This is a genomic window from Rhodocaloribacter litoris, from assembly GCF_011682235.2.
Taxonomy (GTDB): Bacteria; Bacteroidota; Rhodothermia; order Rhodothermales; family ISCAR-4553; genus Rhodocaloribacter; species Rhodocaloribacter litoris.
On sequence record NZ_CP076718.1, the window covers coordinates 2,599,195 to 2,619,735 of the forward strand.

Below are 20,541 nucleotides of genomic sequence, written 5' to 3' on the forward strand. Positions count from 1 at the left end.
GGAGGGCGATAGTTCTGTTAGGTGCCGTCGGGGTAATCAACTCTGAGCGGCTGGAATGCATCAGAGAGTGACTCGTACGTTAGCTGTTGCCAGGCGAGTACAGGGCTGTATAACCCGCGCATCAACGCGGACGCACCGCTGGTCGGCGTTTTCACGCTGCCCGAGTGTCAGTGTTTCCGTAGCTTGTTGAAACCATGTGCCAGCGGTGCGCCGGTTATGCGCAAATCGTTAGGTGCCCCAGGAGGCTGTCATGAAGATCTGCTCTCTCATGCTCCGGTCGCTGTTGTTTGCGCCGCTTGTCTACGGCCAAGCGAACGCGGGATCTGTTGTACCTGATACCCTCGATTGGAAACGATATTTTCCGCTCCAAGTCGGCAATGTATGGGAATACGTCGTTACTGAGCCTACCTCGGAGCTGCGTAGAGAAATCATCAGCGATACGCTTGCCGGCGGTCACAGATACTTTCTGATGACGGAAACATGGCAGGGAGCTACCATTCTGCCCGTAGATACGGTCTTTGTGCGGTACGATACGGCTGGAGTTGTGGTCATCATCGAAGCGGTTGAGGCAGATACCGCGGCAGTACCTCGCCGTTTTCCTATCGGTGAAGGCGATAACGACAATTTTCTTGAGTATTTCGACCTGCGCGCAGCCTTCGGCGATACACTGTTCTTTGACGCTCAGGAACAGGAACCCTACTGGATCAGCGGGGGATTTGAGGAAGAAGTTCTGATAAATGGCGATCGTGTAGAGGTGGGGGCTCTTAAATGTCTCCACCGGCTGTGGTGGTTCGAGTGCTATGGGACGGATATTGGTTTTGTCGAAGGAGGAAGCCTGCTGTTCTACCGATTGGTCTATGCGAGAATCGGGAGACGAGAATACGGGGCAAGTTTGTTTACCGCTGTAGAACCCGAAGTAGATCTGAGCAGACAGTTTCTCATCAAGGCTGTTTATCCGAACCCGTTCACTGATGAAGCAACGGTTGAGTATGAACTCGCAGGGTCGGAGCGTGTGACGATAGAACTGTTCGATCTGCTCGGGCGAAAGCTGAGATCAGAGGTATTGTCGTATCGGCGCGCAGGCAGGCAACAGTATTTTCTTAAGGCAGGGGATCTTGCCTCAGGCATGTACATTATTCGCGCTATAAGTGGAAAGGGCGAGCAATCTGTCCGGCTCATAACGAAACGCAGGTGAAGGGAAGCATAACCAGGCGCTGCGCGCGGACCCAAAGCCGGTCGGTGTTTTCTCGACCACCGTTGCTACCGCTATAGGTTTTCCCGACCTTGAGCGATGGTGCCCGCAAGCCCTGGGCCGGTGAGCGCCCATCCGTTATAAAAACACCTCCGCCCCCACCCACACCCCTCACCGTGTCCCGTCCGTGGCCGGGTGGACGGTGAACGAGCGCATCATGCCGGCGTGCAGGGGCTCGGCGAGGGGTCCGTGCAGCATCCCGTCGCCGGAACGTATCGAAAGATGACCGGAACGATTTCGAAGCAGACCGAATACAAACGCAAGCCCCCTCGCCGCAACCGCTCGTCCCGCCTACCGATATGCCTGCCGCCAAAGAGCCACCACGCTACGTGACCGACCTCGAAGGGAACCGCGTGGCCGTCATTCTCGACCTGGACCTGTATGAGCAGCTTCTCGAGGCCGCGGAGGAGCTGGAGGAGATCCGTGCCTACGATGAGGCCAAAGCCTCCGGGGACGAGGCCATTCCGTTCGAGCAGGCCATCCGCGAGATCGAGCAACAGCGCCGGTGAGCTATCGGGTCGAGATCTTACGCCGGGCGCAGAAGGCGCTACCCCTCACCGCGTCCCGCCCGTGGCCGGGTGGACGGTGAACGAGAGCATCATGCCGGCGTGCAGGTGCTCGGCAATGTGGCAGTGCAGCATCCAGTCGCCGGGGTTGGACATGTCCACCAGCAGGTCGACCGTGGAGCCGACGGGGATGATGGCGGTGTCTTTCCACACCAGGTTGTCGTTCGGCACGCCGTCCATCGAGAGGACGAGGAAGCGCTGCCCGTGGATGTGGATGGGGTGGTGCATCGGGTGAAACGTCTCCGGGTCGTTGAAGACGCGGAGCTTCACCACGTCGCCCTGCCGGAAGTCCCAGTGCACGTCCATGTTCTCCCGGCCGGTGGCCGCGTCGCGGAGGAGCCACGTGACCTCGTGGGCGGTGGAGAGCCAGTTCATCATGGGCATGGCGTCGTTCCACTCCACGGGCGGCACGTAGAGCGTGTCGAGCTCCATGGCGAGCATGATGGGCAGCGGCAGGTTCTTCACGCGCACGCCCAGGGTCAGCGTGTGGTCGACGGGCTTGTCGAAGAAGGGGCGGAAGGCGTCGAGGTCGCGTCGCACGTCGGCGGGGGCGCGGAGGGTGTCGAAGGCGGCGGCCGGCCCCGGCGGCGCAGGCTCGTCGAGGACGGTGACGAGGCCGAGGGTGTCGACGTGCGGGTAGAACTCGCCGCGGAAGTGGTCGACGGCCTGGATGGCGTTCTTCAGGGCGTAGGTGCCGGGCGCGTCGAAGCGCACCTCGACGACGTACCGCTCGGCGGGGGCGATGGGCACGCTGCCCACCCACGCCTCGCGCTCGTACCGGCTCACGTCGGAGGCCACCACCTTGGCCCGCCCGCCCTCGAAGACCACGTTGAACGTCCGCGCGTTGGCCACGTTGGTCAGGTAGAAGCGCACCACCTCACCCCGGCGGACGGTCAGGCGGTAGTCCGGCGCGCCGTTGACGAGCATCACGTTGCCGAAGCGCCCCATGAGCGTGTGGGTCGGGGCGTCGTCGCCGTAGGGGATCAGGCCGGCGTCGTCGAGCAGGAGGTCGTCCAGGATGAGCACCTCCTCGCGGTGGACGGGCCCGTAGGAGCCCGCGCCCGGCGGGTCGACGAGCATGTTGCCATAGAGGCCCAGGTCCTGCTGGACGTCCTCGCGCACGTGGGGGTGGTACCAGTAGATGCCGGCGTCGGGGAAGCGGACCTCGTAGGTGAACGTCTCGCCCCGCCCCACGGGGGCCTGCGTCAGGCCGGGGACGCCGTCGAAGCGGTTGTCGAGGCGGAGGCCGTGCCAGTGGACGGTGGTGGGCTGCTCGATGTCGTTGTGGAAGCGGACGACCACCTTCGTCCCCTGCCGCACGCGCAGGAGGGGGCCGGGGTACTGGCCGTTGTAGCCGTACATGACGAGCGTCTTGCCGCCGAGGGTGCGGCGCACCAGCCCCGCCCGCAGCTCCAGCGTGTCGCCGTCGGCCAGGGCGACGACCTCGCGGGGGCGGGCCTCGGGCAGCCGCGCCGGGTCGATCCCCTGGCCGGGGAGGTACGGCCCGGCGGTGGGCAGCGCCCCTTCGAGGCCCGGCAGCATGGGCATGCTCATGTCCATCGGCGGCATGCGCCAGGCCAGGCTGTCGGCGGGGCCGTGCATCCCGTGGTGGCCGTGGTGCTGGGCCGGGGCGGCCGTCGCCAGGCAGAGGAAGAGGCCGAGGAAAGCGAGGCGCTGGATCATCAGTTGAACCCGTAGTTCGTGCAGGGCTCCTGCTGGAAGGGCCCGTGGCCGGCCATCGTGTGCATGAACCCGCTCTTCGAGAGGCCCCGGAGCACCACGGGGCCGGTCCACCGTGCCGCCGGTTCGGCCGAGGGCTCGAGCGTGATGAAGACGAGGAACTTGTTGAAGTGTACCCGGCCTTTCGCCGTTCCGTTGGCGTCGAGGGGGCCCAGGCGCTCGACGACGTCGAGGGCGGGGGTGGCGACCCAGGCGACGTATACGCCCTGCGTCGAGGGAGGCAGGCGCTCGACGGCAACGCGCAGGTCGTAGACGTAATGCCCCTCCGGCGTGACGGCGATGCCGAAGGGGGACTTCGCGAAGGTGACGTAGCCTGCACCGCGTGCCGCGCGCGTGCCGGGCAGGCGCTTCGTGCTGACCAGGTCGATCCGGTAATATTCGGGCGGGCCGGGGTCGGGCGTGCACGGGGCCGGCGCGGTGCCGGCCGTCGGGCCGGGCACCGGCGCCATCCCGAACGCCAGGAGGGCCATGCCGAGAAGGCCGGCCCGCTTGCCCGCCTGTTTTCTCTTTTGCTCCATCACAGGGCCGGGAGTGTCGTTCTTGTTTCGTTCCGGCACCTTCTCCCAACGCACGACGCGCCCTGTTTCTCCCGTACGGGCCGAACCGTGTTCAATGCGTTCCCATCGGCCCCTCGTCCCACTTCTGGGCGCTGGAGATGTCCGGCACGCCCCAGTCGGCGCCGTTCCATCCGTCGAAGCCCTCCATCCGGAAAACCCAGAAGCCGGTGGTCATGTCGCTGACGACGATCAGCCCGTCGGCGTTGCGCACGTCGACGCCGAAGGCGCCGTTGAAGACGGGGTAGCGGTCCTCGTTCGGCGGGCCGATATAGGTGTCGTAATAGGCCACCGTAACGGGATTCTTCGGGTCCATGAGGGAGAAGACCTGGAGGCCGTCCAGGTAGCCGGAGACGAAGACATAGGGCCAGCGCACCTCGTGGTTGTGGGTCAGGTGGCGCCAGTCGGCCGTCCAGGCGGAGATGGGCTGGCTGATGTTGGTCACCTCGCCGTCGAGGGCGGGCTGCAGGTCGAAGATGCGGAGCGGGGCGTACTGGTACTCGGTCTCGGCCACCACGTAGCGGCCGCGCGGGCCGGGTGTGAAGGTGTGCCCCCAGGCCACGCCCGGGATGTTGGTCAGCGTGACGAGCAGTTCGGGGTTGGACAGGTCCGTCACGTTGTAGACGTAGTAGCCGCCCGTACCGCCGCCGTAGAAGCGGTCCTGGCCGCTGTCCGGATGGTAGCCGACGTAGAAGTCGTGGTAGCCGCGTCGTCCCTCGTTGGGGTTGGGCACCTCGCCCACGAGGGCGCCTGCCAGGTTGCCCTCCACCACCCGGCCCAGGTCGTAGACGTGCGCGGTGGGGCCGTTCGTCGTGGCGAAGAGGAGCACGCGGCCGTTCGAGTGCTTGTAGACGAAGATGTTGTGGAAGCCGCCGGGTTTCTCCGGCTCGCGGATGCGGGCCACCTCCTTGACCGTCGAGGGGTCGGGCAGGCCGGTCACGTCGAGCACGACGGCGCCGAGGTCGGGGTTGGGTCCGCCCTGTCGGAACTGAAGCGACTGCACCACATAGTAGCGGCCGTTCCATTTGAAGTGCTTCACGTCCATCGCGCCGGTGCCGACGTGGAGGTCCTGGTTTTCGATGCGCCAGCGGTAGATGACCTTCGGCTTCGTGGGGTCGGCGAGGTCGATGATGTCGGTGCCGCGCGGGCCCTCGTCGCCGTAGACCATGCGGGAGACGTAGGCGTAGGGCCGCGTGAGCTCCTGTTCGATATCGAGGTCAGCCACGCTCAGGCGCGGCCCGAGCGGCAGGTGGGCCAGCACCTCGATGTTGTCACTGCCGGGTTTCTCCGGCGTCCACTGCGCATGGGCCGGCACGGTCGCCAGTCCCACCAGGAGCAGGCCCGCGAGAAAGGGTCGGGTGTTCATGGGGCTTTGCCTCGTGTCGTGTATGGGTTTCGTTGTACGTCGTGCGGATACTGTGATGCGCGAGGGCGCGGGTCGTCCTGTCTCCGGTAGGACTTACGCAGTTGAGCCCTGTGCGGTGGCAGGACGACCCCTCCGTCGCTTCGCGACACCTCCCCTTGGCAAGGGGAGGGGCTTTAAAGGTAACAAAAAACGCCCTGCGAGCCCTTCCCCCTGGCCGCAGGCCGCACAGGGGGAAGTACCCCGAAGGGGGGGATGGGGGTCATGACCGCCGCATCGCTTCCATCGCCCGGGGTCTACCCCTCCGTCGCTTCGCGACACCTTCTCTTGGCAAGGGGAGGGGCTTTTAAAGGTCGCCGTCTCCCTGGTCGTGGGGGCCTGCCACGAAGCAAAAGGGGAGAAACCCGGCGGCTTTGTGGCCTATTGCGTAACGCCTGTTCGGTTCGTCCACGTGACCGTTTCTACCCACGAAATACGCACCACGCACCACACATCAGATGTCCACGTCCTTCCTTTTCAGGATGAAGACGCCTTCGCGCATACTCGTGACCACGATGATGCCGCTTTTGAAGAAGGGATAGTTGCTCCAGGAGCCGTTGAAGACGGGGGCGTCCGTCTCCGGGACGGTGTCGAAGAAGCCGATCTCCACGGGCTGCTCGCGGTTGGTGATGTCGAGGATGCGCAGGCCCGAGACGTAGTTCGACTCGAAGATGAGGTTGCCTTTCACGTACAGGTTGTGGTCGACCGACGGTACCGGGGCGATGTAGGCGCCGACGAACTGGGGGTCGTCGAGGTCGGTGACGTCCCAGATGACGGTGCGGGTGCCGGGCACGAGGCCGCTCATTTCGTCGCCCTCGTCGTTCAGGTAGAAGTAGCGGTGGTCTTCGGTGAGCCAGCCCTGATGGGCGTAGGCGACGTTCGGGTACGTGGCGCGGGCGATGGCCTTCGGGTTGGCTTTGTCCGTCACGTCGGCGATGGAGAGGGCCGTCTCGTTCGAGCCGAAACAGATCTCCCGGCCCTGGTAGTCGGCATCCGGGCCGCGGTAGACGACGCACTGCGCGTCGTGCGTGCCGCCGGTGCCGTTGTTGCCGGTGCCTGCGTGGCTGAAGCAGCCGGCGAACTGCGGGTTCTTCGGCTCGCGGATGTCGATCATGTGCAGGCCGCCGCCGCACGTCTCGCCGCCCATGCGGTTGCCCACGGCAAAGGCAAAGCCGGTCTCCTCGTTGATGACGATGTTGTGCGAGCTGTGGATCCGGGTGTAATGGGCGTCGGGGGTGAAGGTGACGGGCGGGTTCTCGACGCTCCGGAGGCGGGTCAGGTCGAAGACCTGCATGCCGTGCGGCCCGGCGCCGTCGGCCACGATGAAGGCGTGGTTCCGGTAGACCTTGACGTCGCGCCAGAGGCTGGCCGGGACGCCCTCGGTGCGGGGCAACTCGCCCAGGTAGACGGGGCGGGTGGGGTCGGAGACGTCGATGAAGGCGAGGCCGACGTTCTTGCCGACGAGGGCGTACTCGCGGCCCGTCTCGGGGTCGGTCCAGCCCCAGAGGTCGTTGACGAAGACACCCCGCTCGCCGCCGAGGTCTTCGACGGAGAGGAACGAGAGCAGGTCCACGTTTTCACAGGTGAACGCGGCGGCTTCGCCGTCGGTGCAGTTCACCTGCCCGCCGGTGATCGAAGGCGGGGTGCCGGTTTCTTTGAGCAGCACGGCCGCCTCGTGCCAGGTGCCGTCCTCCTGTCTTTCGTAGAGGACGGCGCGGCCCAGGCCGTAGTCGCCTTCCGGCGCGCCGGCGACGGCATGCCGGCCGGCCGCGGCCAGGCCCCGCCCGAACTGGTTGCCGGTCTGGCGGGCGGGATCGTGCAGCGTGTGTTTCGGCACCCCGGTGTTCGCATCGAACACGTAGACGTGTCCCGTCTGCTCCGGCGTTCCCGGGGCACCGACCCACAGGTTGCCACCGGCGAGGATCAGGGCTGCGCCGAAGTGGGCCGGTGCGTCCGTGCCCGGGGCCAGGGTGCTCATCAGCACCCAGCCGCGTTCGTCATGCCGGGCAAAGCGGGCCACGCGGCCGGCGCCGTCCGTGTGCAGGGGGGCGCCGGCGAAGGCCAGGTCGCCCGCGAGGGCCACGGCTGCGCCCAGGTGGGCGCCTTCGTCCGCGTCTTGGCCGCCCGTGAGCCTGCCGGCCGCGTGCCAGGTGCCGCCGGCCGGGTCGTAGCGGTAGACGTGGACGGCGCCGCGCCCGCCGTCGTGGCCAGGGGCGCCCACCAGGGCATGGGTGCCGTCGAAGGCCAGGGCGGTGCCGAACCGGTCGCCGGCGGCCGTGTCGTCGCCGCCCAGGGTGGTCTGATGGGTCCAGGCCCCGTCCGGCCCGCGCCGGTAGACGTGGACGGCGCCGCGCATGCCGTTCTCGACGTGGGCGCCGACCAGGGCGACGTCGCCCGCGAGGGCCACCGCCACGCCGAAGCCGCCGGCGCCTTCCGGGGCTTCGAGGCGGCCGGCTTCATGCCAGGTGCCGGCGGCGTCCCGCTCAAAGACGTACACCGTGTTCGGCGGGGCGCCGGGGAACGGTGCCTGGGCGACGGTGCCCACCAGGAGCGTGCCGCCGTCGAGGGCGAGGCTCTGGCCGAAACCGTCGCCAAAGCGCGGTGCGGCCGCCTGGAGCCGGCTCACTTCGCGCCACCCCCCATCGTCCTTCCGGAAGACGAACACCGTCCCGGGATCGGACAGGCTCATGGGCTGCCCGATGAATACCTCGTGCTCGGACAGGGCGAGGGACGAGCCGTACGTGGCATACTGCGCCCGCACCGGAGCCAGGGCGATGCACGCAAGAAGGAGACAGAGCAGGAGCGAGCGTTTCATGGCGTTCTCGGGGGTGATGCGGTTTCTGGCAGAGCGGCCGGGCAGGCCGGCGGGGGAAAAGCAACACCGGGCTGCCTCCGGCGTGTGTGGACCTACCCGGGATTCGACGCGAGGCGGGGAAAAGCGCGCCGGGAACCGGACAAGCATAAAAAACCGGCGGCGCAAAAGCAAAGCAAAAGGGTGGTGCCGCGCGGGCAGCACCACCCTTGATCTCGTGGCGGGCGGGGCGGACTCAGAAGTCCATGTCGTCCATCCCGCCACCGGGTACGGCCGGCGCCTTCTCCTGCTTGGGCTTGTCGGCCACGATGGACTCGGTCGTCAGCAGCAGCCCCGCCACCGACGCCGCGTTCTCCAGCGCCGTGCGGACCACCTTCGTCGGGTCGATCACGCCCTGCTTCAGCAGCGAGCCGTACTCCTCCGTCTGGGCGTTGAAGCCGAAGTCGCCTTCGCCTTCCTTCACCCGCTGCACCACGATCGAACCCTCCAGACCCGCGTTCGCCGCAATCTGGCGCAGCGGCTCCTCCAGCGCCCGGCGCACGATCGAAACCCCGATCGACTGGTCCTCGTTCTCCACCTCGAGCTCCTCCAGCACCGGGAGCGAACGGATGTAGGCCACACCCCCGCCGGGCACGATCCCTTCCTCGATCGCCGCCCGCGTCGCGTGCAGCGCATCCTCCACGCGCGCCTTCTTCTCCTTCATCTCCGGCTCCGTCGCGGCCCCGATCTTCAGCACCGCCACCCCGCCGGAGAGCTTCGCCAGACGCTCCTGCAGCTTCTCCCGGTCGTAGTCCGACGTCGTCGTCTCGATCTGCTGCTTGATCTGGTTCGCCCGCGCCTTGATCTGATCCGGGCTCCCGGCCCCGTCCACGATCGTCGTGTTGTCCTTGTCGATGACGATCCGCTTGGCGCGGCCCAGGTAGTCCAGCGTCGTGTTCTCGAGCCGGTATCCCTTCTCCTCCGAGACCACCGTGCCGCCCGTCAGGATCGCGATGTCCTCCAGCATCGCCTTGCGACGGTCGCCGAAGCCCGGCGCCTTCACCGCCGCCACGCGCAGCGTACCCCGCAGCTTGTTCACCACCAGCGTCGCCAGCGCCTCGCCCTCGACGTCCTCGGCGATGATCAGCAGCGGACGGCTCATCTGCGCCACCTTCTCCAGGATCGGCAACAGATCCTTCATCGAGGAGATCTTCTTGTCGTGGATCAGGATGTAGGCGTCCTCGAGCACGGCCTCCATCTTCTCGGCGTCGGTGACGAAGTAGGGCGAGAGGTAGCCCCGGTCGAACTGCATCCCCTCGACCACCTCGAGCGTCGTCTCGGTGCCGCGGGCCTCCTCGACCGTGATGACGCCCTCTTTGCCCACGCGCTCGAAGGCCTCGGCGATGAGCTCCCCGATGGCCGTGTCGTTGTTGGCCGAGATCGTGGCCACCTGCGCGATCTCCTGCTTGCCCTCGATCTCACGGCTGAGCGCACGCAGGCGCTCGACCACCTGCTCGACGGCCTTGTCGATGCCGCGCTTGAGGTCCATCGGGTTGGCCCCGGCCGTGACGTTCTTCAGCCCGGCCGACATGATCGCCTGCGCCAGCACCGTGGCCGTGGTGGTGCCGTCGCCGGCCACGTCGCTCGTCTTCGAGGCGACCTCCTTGACCATCTGCGCCCCGACGTTCTCGAGCTTGTCCTCGAGTTCGATCTCCTTGGCGACGGTGACGCCGTCCTTCGTCACGGTCGGCGCGCCGAACTTCTTCTCGATGATCACGTTGCGGCCCTTCGGACCGAGGGTAACCTTGACGGCGTTGGCCAGCGTGTCGACGCCGCGCTTGAGCGCCGCACGCGCCTCCGCGTTGAAAATGATCTGCTTCGCCATAGCTGTTCGAGGTCTATGGTTTGAATGACGTTTCGGCGTGTATGCGCCGGTTGCGGTTGACGTTTAGCGGCCGGCACAACCCGTTCAGGCCGGCACGGCTTCCTCCTGCAGGATGCCGAGGATGTCGGTCTCGCGCATGATGAGGTACTCTTCGTCGCCGAGGCGGACTTCGGTGCCGGCGTACTTGCCGTAGAGGACCGTATCGCCTTCCTTGACGGTCATGTCGATCTTGGTGCCGTTTTCGACGCGTCCGGGGCCGACGGCGACGACGGTGCCGCGCTGGGGTTTCTCCTTGGCGGTGTCGGGGATGTAGAGCCCGCTGGAGGTTTTCTCCTCGGCCGGTTCGGGTTTGACGACCACGCGGTCGCCCAGCGGTTTGATGTGGATCATGGTTGGTCCTCCTGTTTGGTCTATGGGATACACAAGGGCTGTTTGTCGTCTCTCAGAAACCGACGCCCACGGAGACGCTCCAGCCTTCGAGCCGGAAGCCGGGGCGCAGTTCATCCCGGAAAAGGTTTGTCAGGCTTCGCACGTACCGGGTATCGAACAGGACGGAGCGTCCGAAGAGCCGGTTTTCGAGGCTGGCGCCGAAGGTCAGTCCCAGTATGCCAGCCCGGTATTGGTCGTCTGCATCGAAGTACGGGGTCTGCCGTTCGGGCAGGTCAAGGTCCCGGTAGAGGTGGTAGCTGGCGACGGGGCCGGCGAACAGGGCGGGCTGTGCCGTTCGGCCGGTGAAGGGATAGAACTTCAGCAGCACCGGCACGTCCAGCATCCCGAAGGTGTAGTCGACCCGTTCCGCCGGGAAGACGATGCCGTGGTGGGTCACCTGCCCCTGGCGCACGGCGAACACCACCTCGGGTTGCAGGGCGAAGTGCCGGCTGAAGCGGTAGTTCAGGTACGCGCCGCCACTGAAGCCCATGGCCTCGTTGTCTTCATGGACGGCGTCTCCCGTGAAGCCGTTATAGAGGGCTCCGAGACGGAAGCCGTAGGTCAGGGTGTGGGCCGGTTCCAGGGCCGGTTGGGCGGGGGGGACCTGGGCCCGGCTGGTGACGGCACCGGCGCTCAGAAGGAGAGTCAGCATCGCCGGCACCACCATTCTCCGAATGCGGGCTAGCGATTTCATCACTGATCACCTCCTCGTCCTGTCCATGTTCGGGGGTTCAGGTTATCCTGATGCGCCGCGCTTTGCTCTCCGCGGCCTTTGGCACCATCACGCGCAGCACGCCATGCTCGTAGTGGGCCACGATGCCGGCCGGGTCGATGGCCTTCGGGAAGAGGAACACCCGTTCGAAGGCACCGGTCCCACGCTCCCGGTGCAAGGGGCGTTCGTGGGGGGCCTCCGGAGGACGGTTGCCGCGGATGTGCAGTGCCTGTTGCTCCACGCGGAGGTCGAAGGCGCTACGCGGCAGGCCGGGGGCATCCAGCGCCACGAAATAGCTTTCGGCCGTCTCGACCACGTCGGCGGCCGGGATCCAGCTCCGGATGCCGCTTGAGCCGGCGCGCACGGCCGGAGGCGGCCGGCGTTCGAGGTCGTGCAACACCGCGATGGCCAGGTCGTGCATGGGGGAAAGACCGTCGTGGTTTCCTGGGTCAACACGTTGGCCCCTGCGGGGCATCACGGCTGGCGGCGACTCAAGCGATGTGCCAAACCGTGTGCTGTGTCAGAGTGACAAAACCGCGCCGGAGGGTCTTGAAAATTCGACAGAGACGGGCCCGCGCCCCGCTTCAAAAATGTCAGCGTCGCGCCGGGCGATTCGGGCAAATCTTCTTTTGCGCCCCAGCGGGCCGATGCGTAAGATAGGCGGTGAAAAGCGCTTCCGGCATAGGCCGCGACGCGTGGCGTGTACGTGAACGAAGCGGAAGACGGGATGGTACGGGAGGCTACGTCCATTCGCCTGATCGGGGTTCCGATGGATCTGGGGCAGAACCTGCGCGGCGTCGACATGGGGCCGAGTGCCCTCCGGTATGCCGGGCTGGCGGATCGCCTGGCCCGCCTCGGTCATCAGGTACAGGATGCGGGTAACGTCGAGGTGGCCGTGCGCGGTACGCTCGACGCGGAGCGGCAGGGCATTGCCTACCTGGAGGAGATCAGCAGGAGTTGCGAGCGCGTCTACGAGGCCGGCCGCCGGGCCATCGCCGACGGATGCTTCCCGCTTTTCATCGGCGGCGACCACTCCATCGCCGTCGGCACCATCGGCGGGGTGACGCACGAGGGTTCGGTGGGGGTGCTCTGGATCGACGCCCACGGCGACTACAACACGCCGGAGACCTCCCCGAGCGGCAACGTGCACGGCATGCCGCTGGCGGCGCTGATGGGACTGGGCGCCCCCGAGCTGGTCGACCTGGGCCGGCCCGGGCCCAAGCTCCGCCCCGAAGACGTGATGCTGCTGGCCGTGCGCGACCTCGACGCGTCCGAGCGCAAGCTGCTGCGGGAGAGCCGCATCGGTATCTACACGATGAGTGAGATCGACGAGCGCGGCATCGCCGAGGTCACGCGCGAGGCCCTGCGCCGCCTCGGTCATTGCGAGCGCCTGCACGTGAGCCTGGACATGGACAGCCTCGACCCGATGTACGCCCCGGGCGTGGGCACCCCCGTCCCCGGCGGTCTCACCTTCCGCGAGGCGCACCTGCTCATGGAGATTCTGGCCGAGGACGGCCGCGTCGGCTCGGCGGACGTCGTCGAGATCAACCCCATGCTCGACGAGCACAACCGCACCGCCGAGATGGCCGCCGCGCTGCTGATGTCCCTGCTGGGCAAATCCATCCTCTGAGGGTTGCTTCTCAAGGGGGAACCACCCGGCTGCGCGGGGCCGGGCAAGGAGACCTTGCCGCCGCGGGAGAACCTTTTTCGTGCGGCGGATCGTTCACGTCCTGCTTGCCCGTCCGGCCATCGCTTTTTGCGCGGGCGTGCTATAGCCGGAGCTACGGCCCGCCGAATTCAGAGAGGGACAGACCGATGTCGCGCCATATGCCGGAACAGGATACGCCCGTGCTGTCGAAGGTCCAGAAAAGGATTCTGGTGATCGATGACCAGCCGGACATCTTGCAGATGGTTTCGTACATGCTGGGGGGGGCGGGCTATGTCGTCGAAGGTGCGACGAGCGGGGCGGCCGGCCTGGAACGGGCCCGTGCCATGCGGCCCGACCTGATCCTGTGTGACATCATGATGCGGGGTATGACGGGCTACGACGTGCTCGAGGCCGCCCGCCGCGATCCCGAACTCGCCCTCGTTCCCTTCGTCTTCCTGACGGCCAAAGCCACCTTCTCCGACCTGCGGGCCGGCATGGAACTCGGCGCCGACGACTACCTGACCAAGCCCTTCACCACCGAGGAACTCGTGGCGGCCGTCGAGGCCCAGCTCAGCAAACAGGCCACCCGCCGGCAGCACATCGAGCAGCGCCTCGCCATGCTCCGGCAGGGACTCTCGACCATCCTCCCGCACGAGTTGCGCACCCCGCTGACACTCATTCTGGCCCATGCCTCCATGCTCCTCGACCTCTACGATTCGTTCGGCAAAGAGGAGGTGATGGACAGTCTCCGGGCCATCCACACCTCGGCGGAGCGCCTGCATCGGCTCGTCGAAAACCTGCTCATCTACGTGCAGCTGCAGGAGGACGAGACGCTGCCGCTCGAGCATCCCCATACGCCCGACGCGGCCCCGGTCGTCACCGAGGCCGCGCAGGAACGCGCGCAGGTCTACGGCCGCCGGGACGACCTGCACCTGGCCGTGGCAGCGGGCCCGCTGGCGATGCATCCATTTCACCTTCGGAAGATCGTCACCGAACTGGTCGACAACGCCTTCAAGTTCTCGCCGCCGGGCACGCCCGTCCACATTCAGGCCCGCCGGGCAGGCGACGCCTTCGCGCTGGTGGTGCGGGACCGGGGCCGGGGCATGACCGGGGAGGAGATCCGGCAGGCGGAAGCCTACATCCAGTTCAGCCGCAAGACCGCCGAGCAACAGGGCAGTGGGCTGGGGCTGAGCATCGCACGTCGCCTGGCGGCGCTCTACGGCGGCACGCTCACCCTCACGAGCACGCCGGGGGCGGGAACCGAGGCCGTCGTGCGGGTGCCGGCCTGAACCCGCACCGCCGGTCTTCCGCACGCGGCTCAGGCTTTTTCCAGCAGGACGTGGTGTACGAACTGGAGCAGCTCGTCCCCGGAGAACGGTTTGCCCAGGTAGTCCGTGAACCCCAGCTCCAGGAAGCGTTCGCGGTCGCCGGGCAGGGCGTAGGCCGTCAGGGCCACCACCGGCGTGTCGGCGCAGGCGGGTATCGTGCGGAGCTTTTGTAGCACGTCGATCCCGTTGAAGCCGGATCCCAGGTTGATGTCCATCAGCACCAGGTCGTAGGCGCCCGTGGCGGCGTGCCGGAGGGCTTCCTCGGCGTTGCGGGCCACCGTGACGGAGCCGATCGCCTGGAGGACATGCTGCGCGAGGCGTGCGTTCTCGGCGTTGTCTTCCACGACGAGCAGGCGCACGGGGGCGGACGGAGGCTCTTTCGGAACGATTGCGGGAGGCACGCACCCCGGTTCCGCGTCGGGCGACGCCGGCGGTGTTTCCGGTTCCGGCACCACCCGGGGGAAGACGACGGTGAAGGTGCTGCCCTCGCCCTTCCGGCTCTGAACCCGGATCTCTCCCTGCATCAGCTCCACCAGGCGGCGGGTGATCGAAAGGCCCAGCCCGCTGCCTTCGTGCGAGCGGCTCATCCCGGTCGACTCCTGCCGGAACTCGTCGAAGAGGTGGGGCAGAAAAGCGGGGTCGATGCCGACGCCGGTGTCCTGCACGTGGATATACACGTGGCGGTCGTCGGCGTCGACGGTGAGGGTGATGCGGCCCTGCTCGGTGAACTTGAGGGCATTGCCGACCAGGTTCTGGAGGATGCTGCTGAGGGCGCCCCGGTCGAGCCGGGCGCGGGTGTCCCCGGCGCCGGGGCGCCGGTCGAAGCCCAGCGCCAGGCCCCGCTGCCGGGCCATCGGCCGGAAAAGCCGGGCAACTTCCTCCACCTCGGCCCCCACGTCGAGCACCTCCAGCTCGACCTTCAGCTTGTTGGCCTCCAGTTGTGCCAGGGCCAGCACCGAGTTGAGCGTATCCATGAGCCGCTTGCTGCTGGTCTGAATCAACTCGGCGAATTCGCGGTGCGCCCCCTCGACTTCCTTCGCCAGCACCGAGGCGTAGCCGATGACCGCCGTCAGCGGGGTGCGGATCTCGTGGCTCATGTTGGCCAGAAAGGCCGACTTCAGGTGGGCCATCTCCTCGGCATGTTCCTTCGCCTGCTCCAGGGCCTGTTCGTACTGTTTCTGCTCGGTGATGTCCCGCAGAAAGCCGGTGTATTTCTTCTCTCCGCCGAACTCGAAGGCGCTGACGGCCAGCGCGAACGTCCGGGTTTCGCCGTTTTTGCGGCGGCCGAGCACCTCGTGTTCCCGGCCGGCGGCCTCCCGGAAGAGGGCGAGCACCTCGTCTCCCTTCTCTTCGCCGGGAGCCGGTGCCAGCAGCCGGTCGATCCGGCGGCCGAGCACCTCTTCGGCCCGGTAGCCGAGCAGCCGTTCGGCGGCCCGGTTGAACGTCTCGATGCGGCCCTCGGTGTCGATGACGAGGATGCCTTCGGCCGAGGTTTCCAGGATGGTGCGCTGCCGCTGCTCTTTGTCTTCGAGCTGATGCATCTGGTGGCGGATCTGCGCTTCCATCGTCTCGAAGGTGCGGGCGAGCAGGCCGAACTCGTCGCGCCGTTGTGTGGGCAGGCGGGCGCGCCACCCGTCCCGGCCGAAGTGGGAGAGGGCTTCGGTGATCTGGCTCAGCGGGCGTGTCAGCAAGCTGGTGAAGCCAAGGACCAGCAGCGTGGCGCCGAAGCAGAAGAGCAGGGTGATGATCACGCTGCGGTTGCGCACCTGTCGCACGCCCGCCAGGATGGTTTCATGCGGTGAGGTGACGGCCAGGATGAGGTGGTGCCGGTCGATGCCCCGGTCATAGACCATCGTGCTGAAATAGGCGATGAGGGCCGTACCGGCACCGGGCAGGCCATCCAGGTCGATGCCGAAGCGGGTCCGCTGGTCGGTGGCCGCCGCCAGCAGCGGGGCCGCTACCGGGAAGGCGTCTTGCAGCCGGTGTTCATACGGGGGCGATGCGTCCGAGCGGAACAGGAGTTGCCCGTCGGCGCCGGCGATGTAGAGCGTCTTGTCCGGGGAGACGAGGTCGGCAAACCCGGCCAGTATCGTTTTCAGGTCGACCGATACCACGATCAGGCCGAAGCGCTCGCCTTCAGGGGAGAACACGGGGGTAGCCGCGTGCAGCACGGGAGACAGCCCCGGCCGGTCTTCGCAGTCGTGCCCGCCGATTTCCGACAGGTAGAGCGTCCCCGGTTCCAGGGCGGAGGCTTCGCGCAGGTAGGCTTCGGTCCTGGTGGTGCGCAGCCGGTTCCACGGCACGCGCACCACCGCGCCGTCCTGCTTCACCACACGCACCAGCTCCCGCGGTGTGCCGCGCAGCTCGAAAAAAACCGCTTCCCTGTAGGCCGGACGGCTTTCGAGGAAGGCTTCGAAGATGCTGGCCAGTTGCTCGCGCCACTCCAGGTCGGACAGGGCCGTTTCCCGGTCGAGCATGAAGCCGGTGCGTTGCTGGCGGCGTGCGCGTGTGATGCCCTGCACCGGGGGCGTGTTGGCCAGGAAGAGCACGTCCTTGCGGATGGCCGATCGGCTGGCCGCGAAACGCAGGTCGATGAGTTCGGCCGTGTGGGCCAGGCGGTCGGTGGCCGCCTCCATCAGTGACTTCCGGGCCCCCTGGTACACCATGTACCCGAGGGTCCCGGTCACAAGGAACGTGAGCGCAGAAAAGATAACGGCAAAGCGGCTTCCGATTCCCCAGTGCATGGCCGGTTTCCTCCCCTCCTCCCGTGAGGCCAAATCGTTCGGACAATCATTGCTTTGATTACTACTTTCACGAAGCACATCTCTCGTTTGGACTGCATGGCGCTGGCCGTCCGTTCTCGGAGCGGATCCGCCGGCCCGCAGAAGGTGTCGGTTCTCCTACCTTCTGCCGCCTCGGGGAACAAATACCGTGCAAATTTGGGGAGGAGGCGCGGTGCCCGGGCCCTTTTTCAGCGTCATTCCGCTTTTTATCCCCGCGGGCCGGCGCAGTGAAGAAGGGGGCGAACGGCGGGAACGGAAATATTTTCCTCCGGCGGGCCCGACGTGGCGATGCCCGTGAGCGCGCCTCAAAGGTTGAAGACCGGCTCGAAGTCCCGGAGGGGCAAGCCGTGCGCCGCGGAGGGCAGGCGCCGCGGGTCGCGTTCCAGTTCGAGTTCGTAGGCGACCCGGTCGCTCCGGTAATAGCGTTGCTGGTAGTAGATGTGGCGGTCGCCGTGGGTGGTCGAGAGGCGGGTGATCAGCAGCAGGGCGCGTCCTTCGGCGACGCCGAGCGTGGCTGCCAGTTCGGCATCGGCGTTGACGGCTTCGATGCGGTAGCGCCCGCGCAGCACCGGCACCCCGTAGTTGTGTTCGAGGATATGGTAGATGGTTTCGGTTTCGAGGTCGTGTCCTTCGAGCAGCTGGGCATAGAAGACCGGCAGCCACGTCCGGTCGAAGGCCACGGGCTCGCCGTTTCCGAGGCGGCGTCGATCCAGCCGGATGACGGTGGTGCCTTCGTCCAGGCCGAGGGCCCGGGCGACCTCCGGCGGGGCCGGCACCGGGCCGTGAAAGAGCACCTGCGACGACGGCGTGAGCCCGGCCTGGGTCATGTCTTCCACGAAGTCGGTCAGGCGGACGAGCCCCTGCCGCACCCGCTGATCCCGGACGAACGAGCCCAGTCCCTGCCGCCGGTAGATCAGCCCCTCGTTTTCAAGCGTTTGCAGGGCCCGCCGCACCGTGATGCGGCTGACACCGAAGCGTTTGCCGAGCTGGCTTTCGGAGGGAAGCCGGGAATCCACCTCATAGACCCCCTGTTCGATCTGTTCCCGCAGCCAGTCGCTCAACTGTTCGTGCCGCGGACGTCCCGGTTTCAGCATACCCACCTCGCTGTTCTTATCATGGGTTCGTCTCCACCGGCAGCCCGTCCGGAGACGATACAGGTCATGACAGGTTAAGATAGGCTTTTTTTCATCCATCCGCACCCACCTTTCGGTTGCCCATGAGCTCTTCAGACGCGTTCAAGGACGAAGTGTACACGGTGCTGCCGTTCCTGCGTACGGCCCCTGCCGCTCTGCGCGAGGCGTTCTTCGCCCGGGCGATCCGCGCCGACATGCCGGCGGGACGCCACCTGTGTATGGAAGGCGACCGGTGCCTGCACCTGCCGATCGTGCTGGCCGGCAGCGCCCGCATCTACAAGATCGGCGGGCAGGGCCGCGAAATTACGCTCTACCGGCTCGAACCGGGCGACAGCTGCATCCTGACGGCCTCGTGTCTCATCGGTAACCACGACTTCCCGGCCTTCGCCATCACAGAGACGGATGTGGTGGCGGCGCTGGTTCCGGCCACGGACTTCCTCCGATGGCTGGGAGAACACGCGGCCTGGCGCACGTACGTGTTCGGCCTGCTCTGGAACCGACTCGTCGACGTCATCAGCCTCGTCGAGGAGGTCACCTTTCGGCGCATGGACGCCCGCCTGGCCGAGCACCTGCTCAAACTGACCGGCAACGTCGTGGGGACGATCCACACCACCCATGAGGCCCTCGCCGACGAACTGGGCACCGCCCGTGAGGTCGTCAGCCGCATTCTGAAGGAATTCGAGCGTCAGGGCTGGGTGGCCCTCTCCCGTGGCACCATCCGCGTCTGCGACCCCCGAGGGCTGCTCGGCAAGGCCCGGCAGAACTGAGGTGCTCTCGCGGCACAATGGGCGGCTGCTCGGTCACCCCGTGTGACCTTATCACAGAACACAACGGGGCAGTGGATCGATCTTTTTTTCATTCGGATGAAAAGGTCGCCAGAACCATGGATGCCTCGACCAGGCGCAAGCTGCTGATCGTCTGCCTGCTCTGTGCGGGGCTGATTGCCGGCCTGGTGCTGCTGGTCGAGGCCGTCTGGGGTGCGGCGCCCTCGTACCCACCAACCCTCGAGGTACTGCCATGACGAAGAACATGGGCTCCATCGACCGCATCCTCCGCGTAGCCGTCGCGGTGATTATCGGCGTGCTCCTCCTGACCGGCACGCTGCAGGGCACCCTGGCCACCATCCTGGGCATCCTCGCCATCGTTTTCCTGCTGACGAGCGCCATCGGCTTCTGCCCGCTCTACGCGCCGTTCAAACTGTCGACGCGCGGCAAAGAGGGCTGAACGGGGCGGGCTGAGCCGGGAAAAAAGCGTATCTTGGCGCGCTTTCGTTCACCTGTTCAGCCTGTCATGTCGCCGCCCTCACGCCCGGCCTTCACCGCCGACGACGCCGCACGCCTGGCCCGCACCCACTTCGGGCTGAGGGCCGAGGCCCGAGAACTGCCCAGTTATCTGGACCAGAACTTCCTCCTCCGGGCAGACGATGGGCACCGTTTCATCCTCAAGATCGCCCATGCGGAGGAAGACCCGGCCGTGCTGGACTTCCAGCAGGCCGTGCTGGCGCACCTGGCCACCCGTCCGCTCCCGCTGCGCCTGCCGCGCGTATGCCCGGCGCCCACGGGCGAGCGCCTCGTCCCCCTCACCGGCACCGACGGCCGGACGCATCGTGCCTGGCTCGTCACCTACCTCTCCGGCACGTTCCTCGCCGACCTGCCCCTTCGGTCCCCTGCGCTCCTACGCTCCCTCGGCCATGCCCTGGCTCACCTCGACAACGCCCTCGACGGATTCAGCCATCCGGCCATGAACCGTCCCCTGCCATGGGACGTGTGCCGATACGCTGACCTGTATGGGTTCCTCGGCGAACTGCCCGATTCGGATCAGCGGAGGCTTGTCGAGCGGTGGCTTCGGCGCGTTGAAGTGCACACCGCCCCGTTGCTCCCCGACCTCCCCCGGAGCGTCATCCACAACGACGCCAACGACCACAATGTCCTGGCCACCCCCGAAGCCGTCACCGGCCTGATCGACTTCGGCGACATGGTGCACACCGTCACGGTGGCCGAAGTCGCCATCGCCGCCACGTATGCCATGCTCGGCACGACGGACCCGATCGGGACGGCGGCCCAGGTGGTGGCCGGCTACCATGCCGCATATCCGCTGACCGGGGCGGAGGTCCGGGCTTTCTTCGGGCTGATCGCGATGCGCCTGTGCACGAGCGTCTGCCTCTCCGCCTACCGGCGACGGCAGGACCCGCACAACGCCTACCTGACCGTCAGCGAACAACCGGCCTGGGAGATGCTCGAGCGCCTGGCCGCCGTCTCGTTCGACGAGGCCGAGGCCACCTTTCGCCGCGCCTGTGCCCTGTCCTGAAGCCCCCGGCC

At 66.8% G+C, this 20,541-nt stretch carries 18 protein-coding genes; 8 read left to right on the forward strand and 10 right to left on the reverse strand.

The window, feature by feature from the left end; genetic code table 11:
* The first annotated feature begins 268 nt into the window (after positions 1–268).
* Together GQ464_RS10865 and GQ464_RS10870 are read left to right on the forward strand one after the other, a co-directional pair.
* Positions 269–1,195: a T9SS type A sorting domain-containing protein gene (locus tag GQ464_RS10865; RefSeq protein ID WP_228350207.1), complete on the forward strand. Its 927-nt coding sequence runs from the start codon at positions 269–271 to the stop codon at positions 1,193–1,195.
* A gap of 356 nt (positions 1,196–1,551) precedes the next feature.
* Positions 1,552–1,761 carry a hypothetical protein gene (locus GQ464_RS10870; RefSeq protein ID WP_166981421.1) on the forward strand — a complete coding sequence of 70 codons (210 nt, stop codon included), beginning with the start codon at positions 1,552–1,554 and terminating at the stop codon, positions 1,759–1,761.
* A 45-nt stretch (positions 1,762–1,806) separates the two neighbouring features.
* Here GQ464_RS10870 and GQ464_RS10875 read toward each other — a convergent pair whose 3' ends face one another.
* The 8 genes from GQ464_RS10875 to GQ464_RS10910 form a co-directional block, all read right to left on the reverse strand.
* Entirely contained in the window at positions 1,807–3,501 is a 1,695-nt protein-coding gene (locus GQ464_RS10875; protein ID WP_166981424.1) for a multicopper oxidase family protein, read from the reverse strand.
* Positions 3,501–4,076: a hypothetical protein gene (locus GQ464_RS10880; protein WP_166981427.1), complete on the reverse strand. Its 576-nt coding sequence runs from the start codon at positions 4,074–4,076 to the stop codon at positions 3,501–3,503. The genes GQ464_RS10875 and GQ464_RS10880 overlap by 1 nt, the downstream gene beginning before the upstream one ends.
* A 91-nt stretch (positions 4,077–4,167) precedes the next feature.
* On the reverse strand, positions 4,168–5,478 hold the full coding sequence (locus tag GQ464_RS10885) for an LVIVD repeat-containing protein (RefSeq protein ID WP_166981430.1): 1,311 nt from the start codon (positions 5,476–5,478) through the stop codon (positions 4,168–4,170).
* Between the two features lie 490 nt (positions 5,479–5,968).
* Positions 5,969–8,329, reverse strand: coding sequence for a choice-of-anchor B family protein (locus GQ464_RS10890; RefSeq protein WP_228350208.1), 2,361 nt, complete (start codon positions 8,327–8,329; stop codon positions 5,969–5,971).
* 232 nt (positions 8,330–8,561) lie between these two features.
* Positions 8,562–10,190, reverse strand: coding sequence for a chaperonin GroEL (groL, locus tag GQ464_RS10895; RefSeq protein ID WP_228350209.1), 1,629 nt, complete (start codon positions 10,188–10,190; stop codon positions 8,562–8,564).
* Between the two features lie 84 nt (positions 10,191–10,274).
* Positions 10,275–10,580, reverse strand: coding sequence for a co-chaperone GroES (gene groES / locus GQ464_RS10900; RefSeq protein ID WP_228350210.1), 306 nt, complete (start codon positions 10,578–10,580; stop codon positions 10,275–10,277).
* A gap of 52 nt (positions 10,581–10,632) precedes the next feature.
* The gene (locus tag GQ464_RS10905) at positions 10,633–11,271 is read right to left on the reverse strand and encodes a porin family protein (RefSeq protein WP_166981228.1); all 639 of its coding nucleotides are present in this window, start codon (positions 11,269–11,271) and stop codon (positions 10,633–10,635) included.
* A 79-nt stretch (positions 11,272–11,350) separates the two neighbouring features.
* Positions 11,351–11,752 carry an Hsp20/alpha crystallin family protein gene (locus GQ464_RS10910; protein WP_166981223.1) on the reverse strand — a complete coding sequence of 134 codons (402 nt, stop codon included), beginning with the start codon at positions 11,750–11,752 and terminating at the stop codon, positions 11,351–11,353.
* 306 nt (positions 11,753–12,058) lie between these two features.
* Here GQ464_RS10910 and rocF point away from each other — a divergent pair, with 306 nt between their 5' ends.
* Positions 12,059–12,961 (forward strand): arginase, encoded by a 903-nt coding sequence (gene rocF / locus GQ464_RS10915; RefSeq protein WP_166981231.1) that lies wholly within the window; start codon positions 12,059–12,061, stop codon positions 12,959–12,961.
* 185 nt (positions 12,962–13,146) lie between these two features.
* Entirely contained in the window at positions 13,147–14,268 is a 1,122-nt protein-coding gene (locus tag GQ464_RS10920; protein ID WP_228350211.1) for a hybrid sensor histidine kinase/response regulator, read from the forward strand.
* A 29-nt stretch (positions 14,269–14,297) separates the two neighbouring features.
* Here the strand turns inward: GQ464_RS10920 and GQ464_RS10925 are convergent, their stop codons facing one another.
* Both GQ464_RS10925 and GQ464_RS10930 read right to left on the reverse strand, forming a co-directional pair.
* Positions 14,298–16,973 carry an ATP-binding protein gene (locus tag GQ464_RS10925; RefSeq protein WP_228350212.1) on the reverse strand — a complete coding sequence of 892 codons (2,676 nt, stop codon included), beginning with the start codon at positions 16,971–16,973 and terminating at the stop codon, positions 14,298–14,300.
* Between the two features lie 422 nt (positions 16,974–17,395).
* Positions 17,396–18,184 (reverse strand): GntR family transcriptional regulator, encoded by a 789-nt coding sequence (locus tag GQ464_RS10930; RefSeq protein ID WP_166981211.1) that lies wholly within the window; start codon positions 18,182–18,184, stop codon positions 17,396–17,398.
* Positions 18,185–18,306: 122 nt separating this feature from the next.
* On the opposite strand from GQ464_RS10930, the gene GQ464_RS10935 reads away from it, so the two are divergent.
* The 4 genes from GQ464_RS10935 (at position 18,307) to GQ464_RS10950 (ending at position 20,530) form a co-directional block, all read left to right on the forward strand.
* Positions 18,307–18,990 carry a Crp/Fnr family transcriptional regulator gene (locus GQ464_RS10935; RefSeq protein WP_166981208.1) on the forward strand — a complete coding sequence of 228 codons (684 nt, stop codon included), beginning with the start codon at positions 18,307–18,309 and terminating at the stop codon, positions 18,988–18,990.
* Between the two features lie 116 nt (positions 18,991–19,106).
* Positions 19,107–19,244: a hypothetical protein gene (locus GQ464_RS10940; protein ID WP_228350213.1), complete on the forward strand. Its 138-nt coding sequence runs from the start codon at positions 19,107–19,109 to the stop codon at positions 19,242–19,244.
* On the forward strand, positions 19,241–19,447 hold the full coding sequence (locus tag GQ464_RS10945; RefSeq protein ID WP_166981202.1) for a YgaP family membrane protein: 207 nt from the start codon (positions 19,241–19,243) through the stop codon (positions 19,445–19,447). The genes GQ464_RS10940 and GQ464_RS10945 overlap by 4 nt, the downstream gene beginning before the upstream one ends.
* Positions 19,448–19,513: 66 nt before the next feature.
* On the forward strand, positions 19,514–20,530 hold the full coding sequence (locus GQ464_RS10950; RefSeq protein ID WP_166981199.1) for a phosphotransferase: 1,017 nt from the start codon (positions 19,514–19,516) through the stop codon (positions 20,528–20,530).
* Positions 20,531–20,541: the final 11 nt, after the last annotated feature.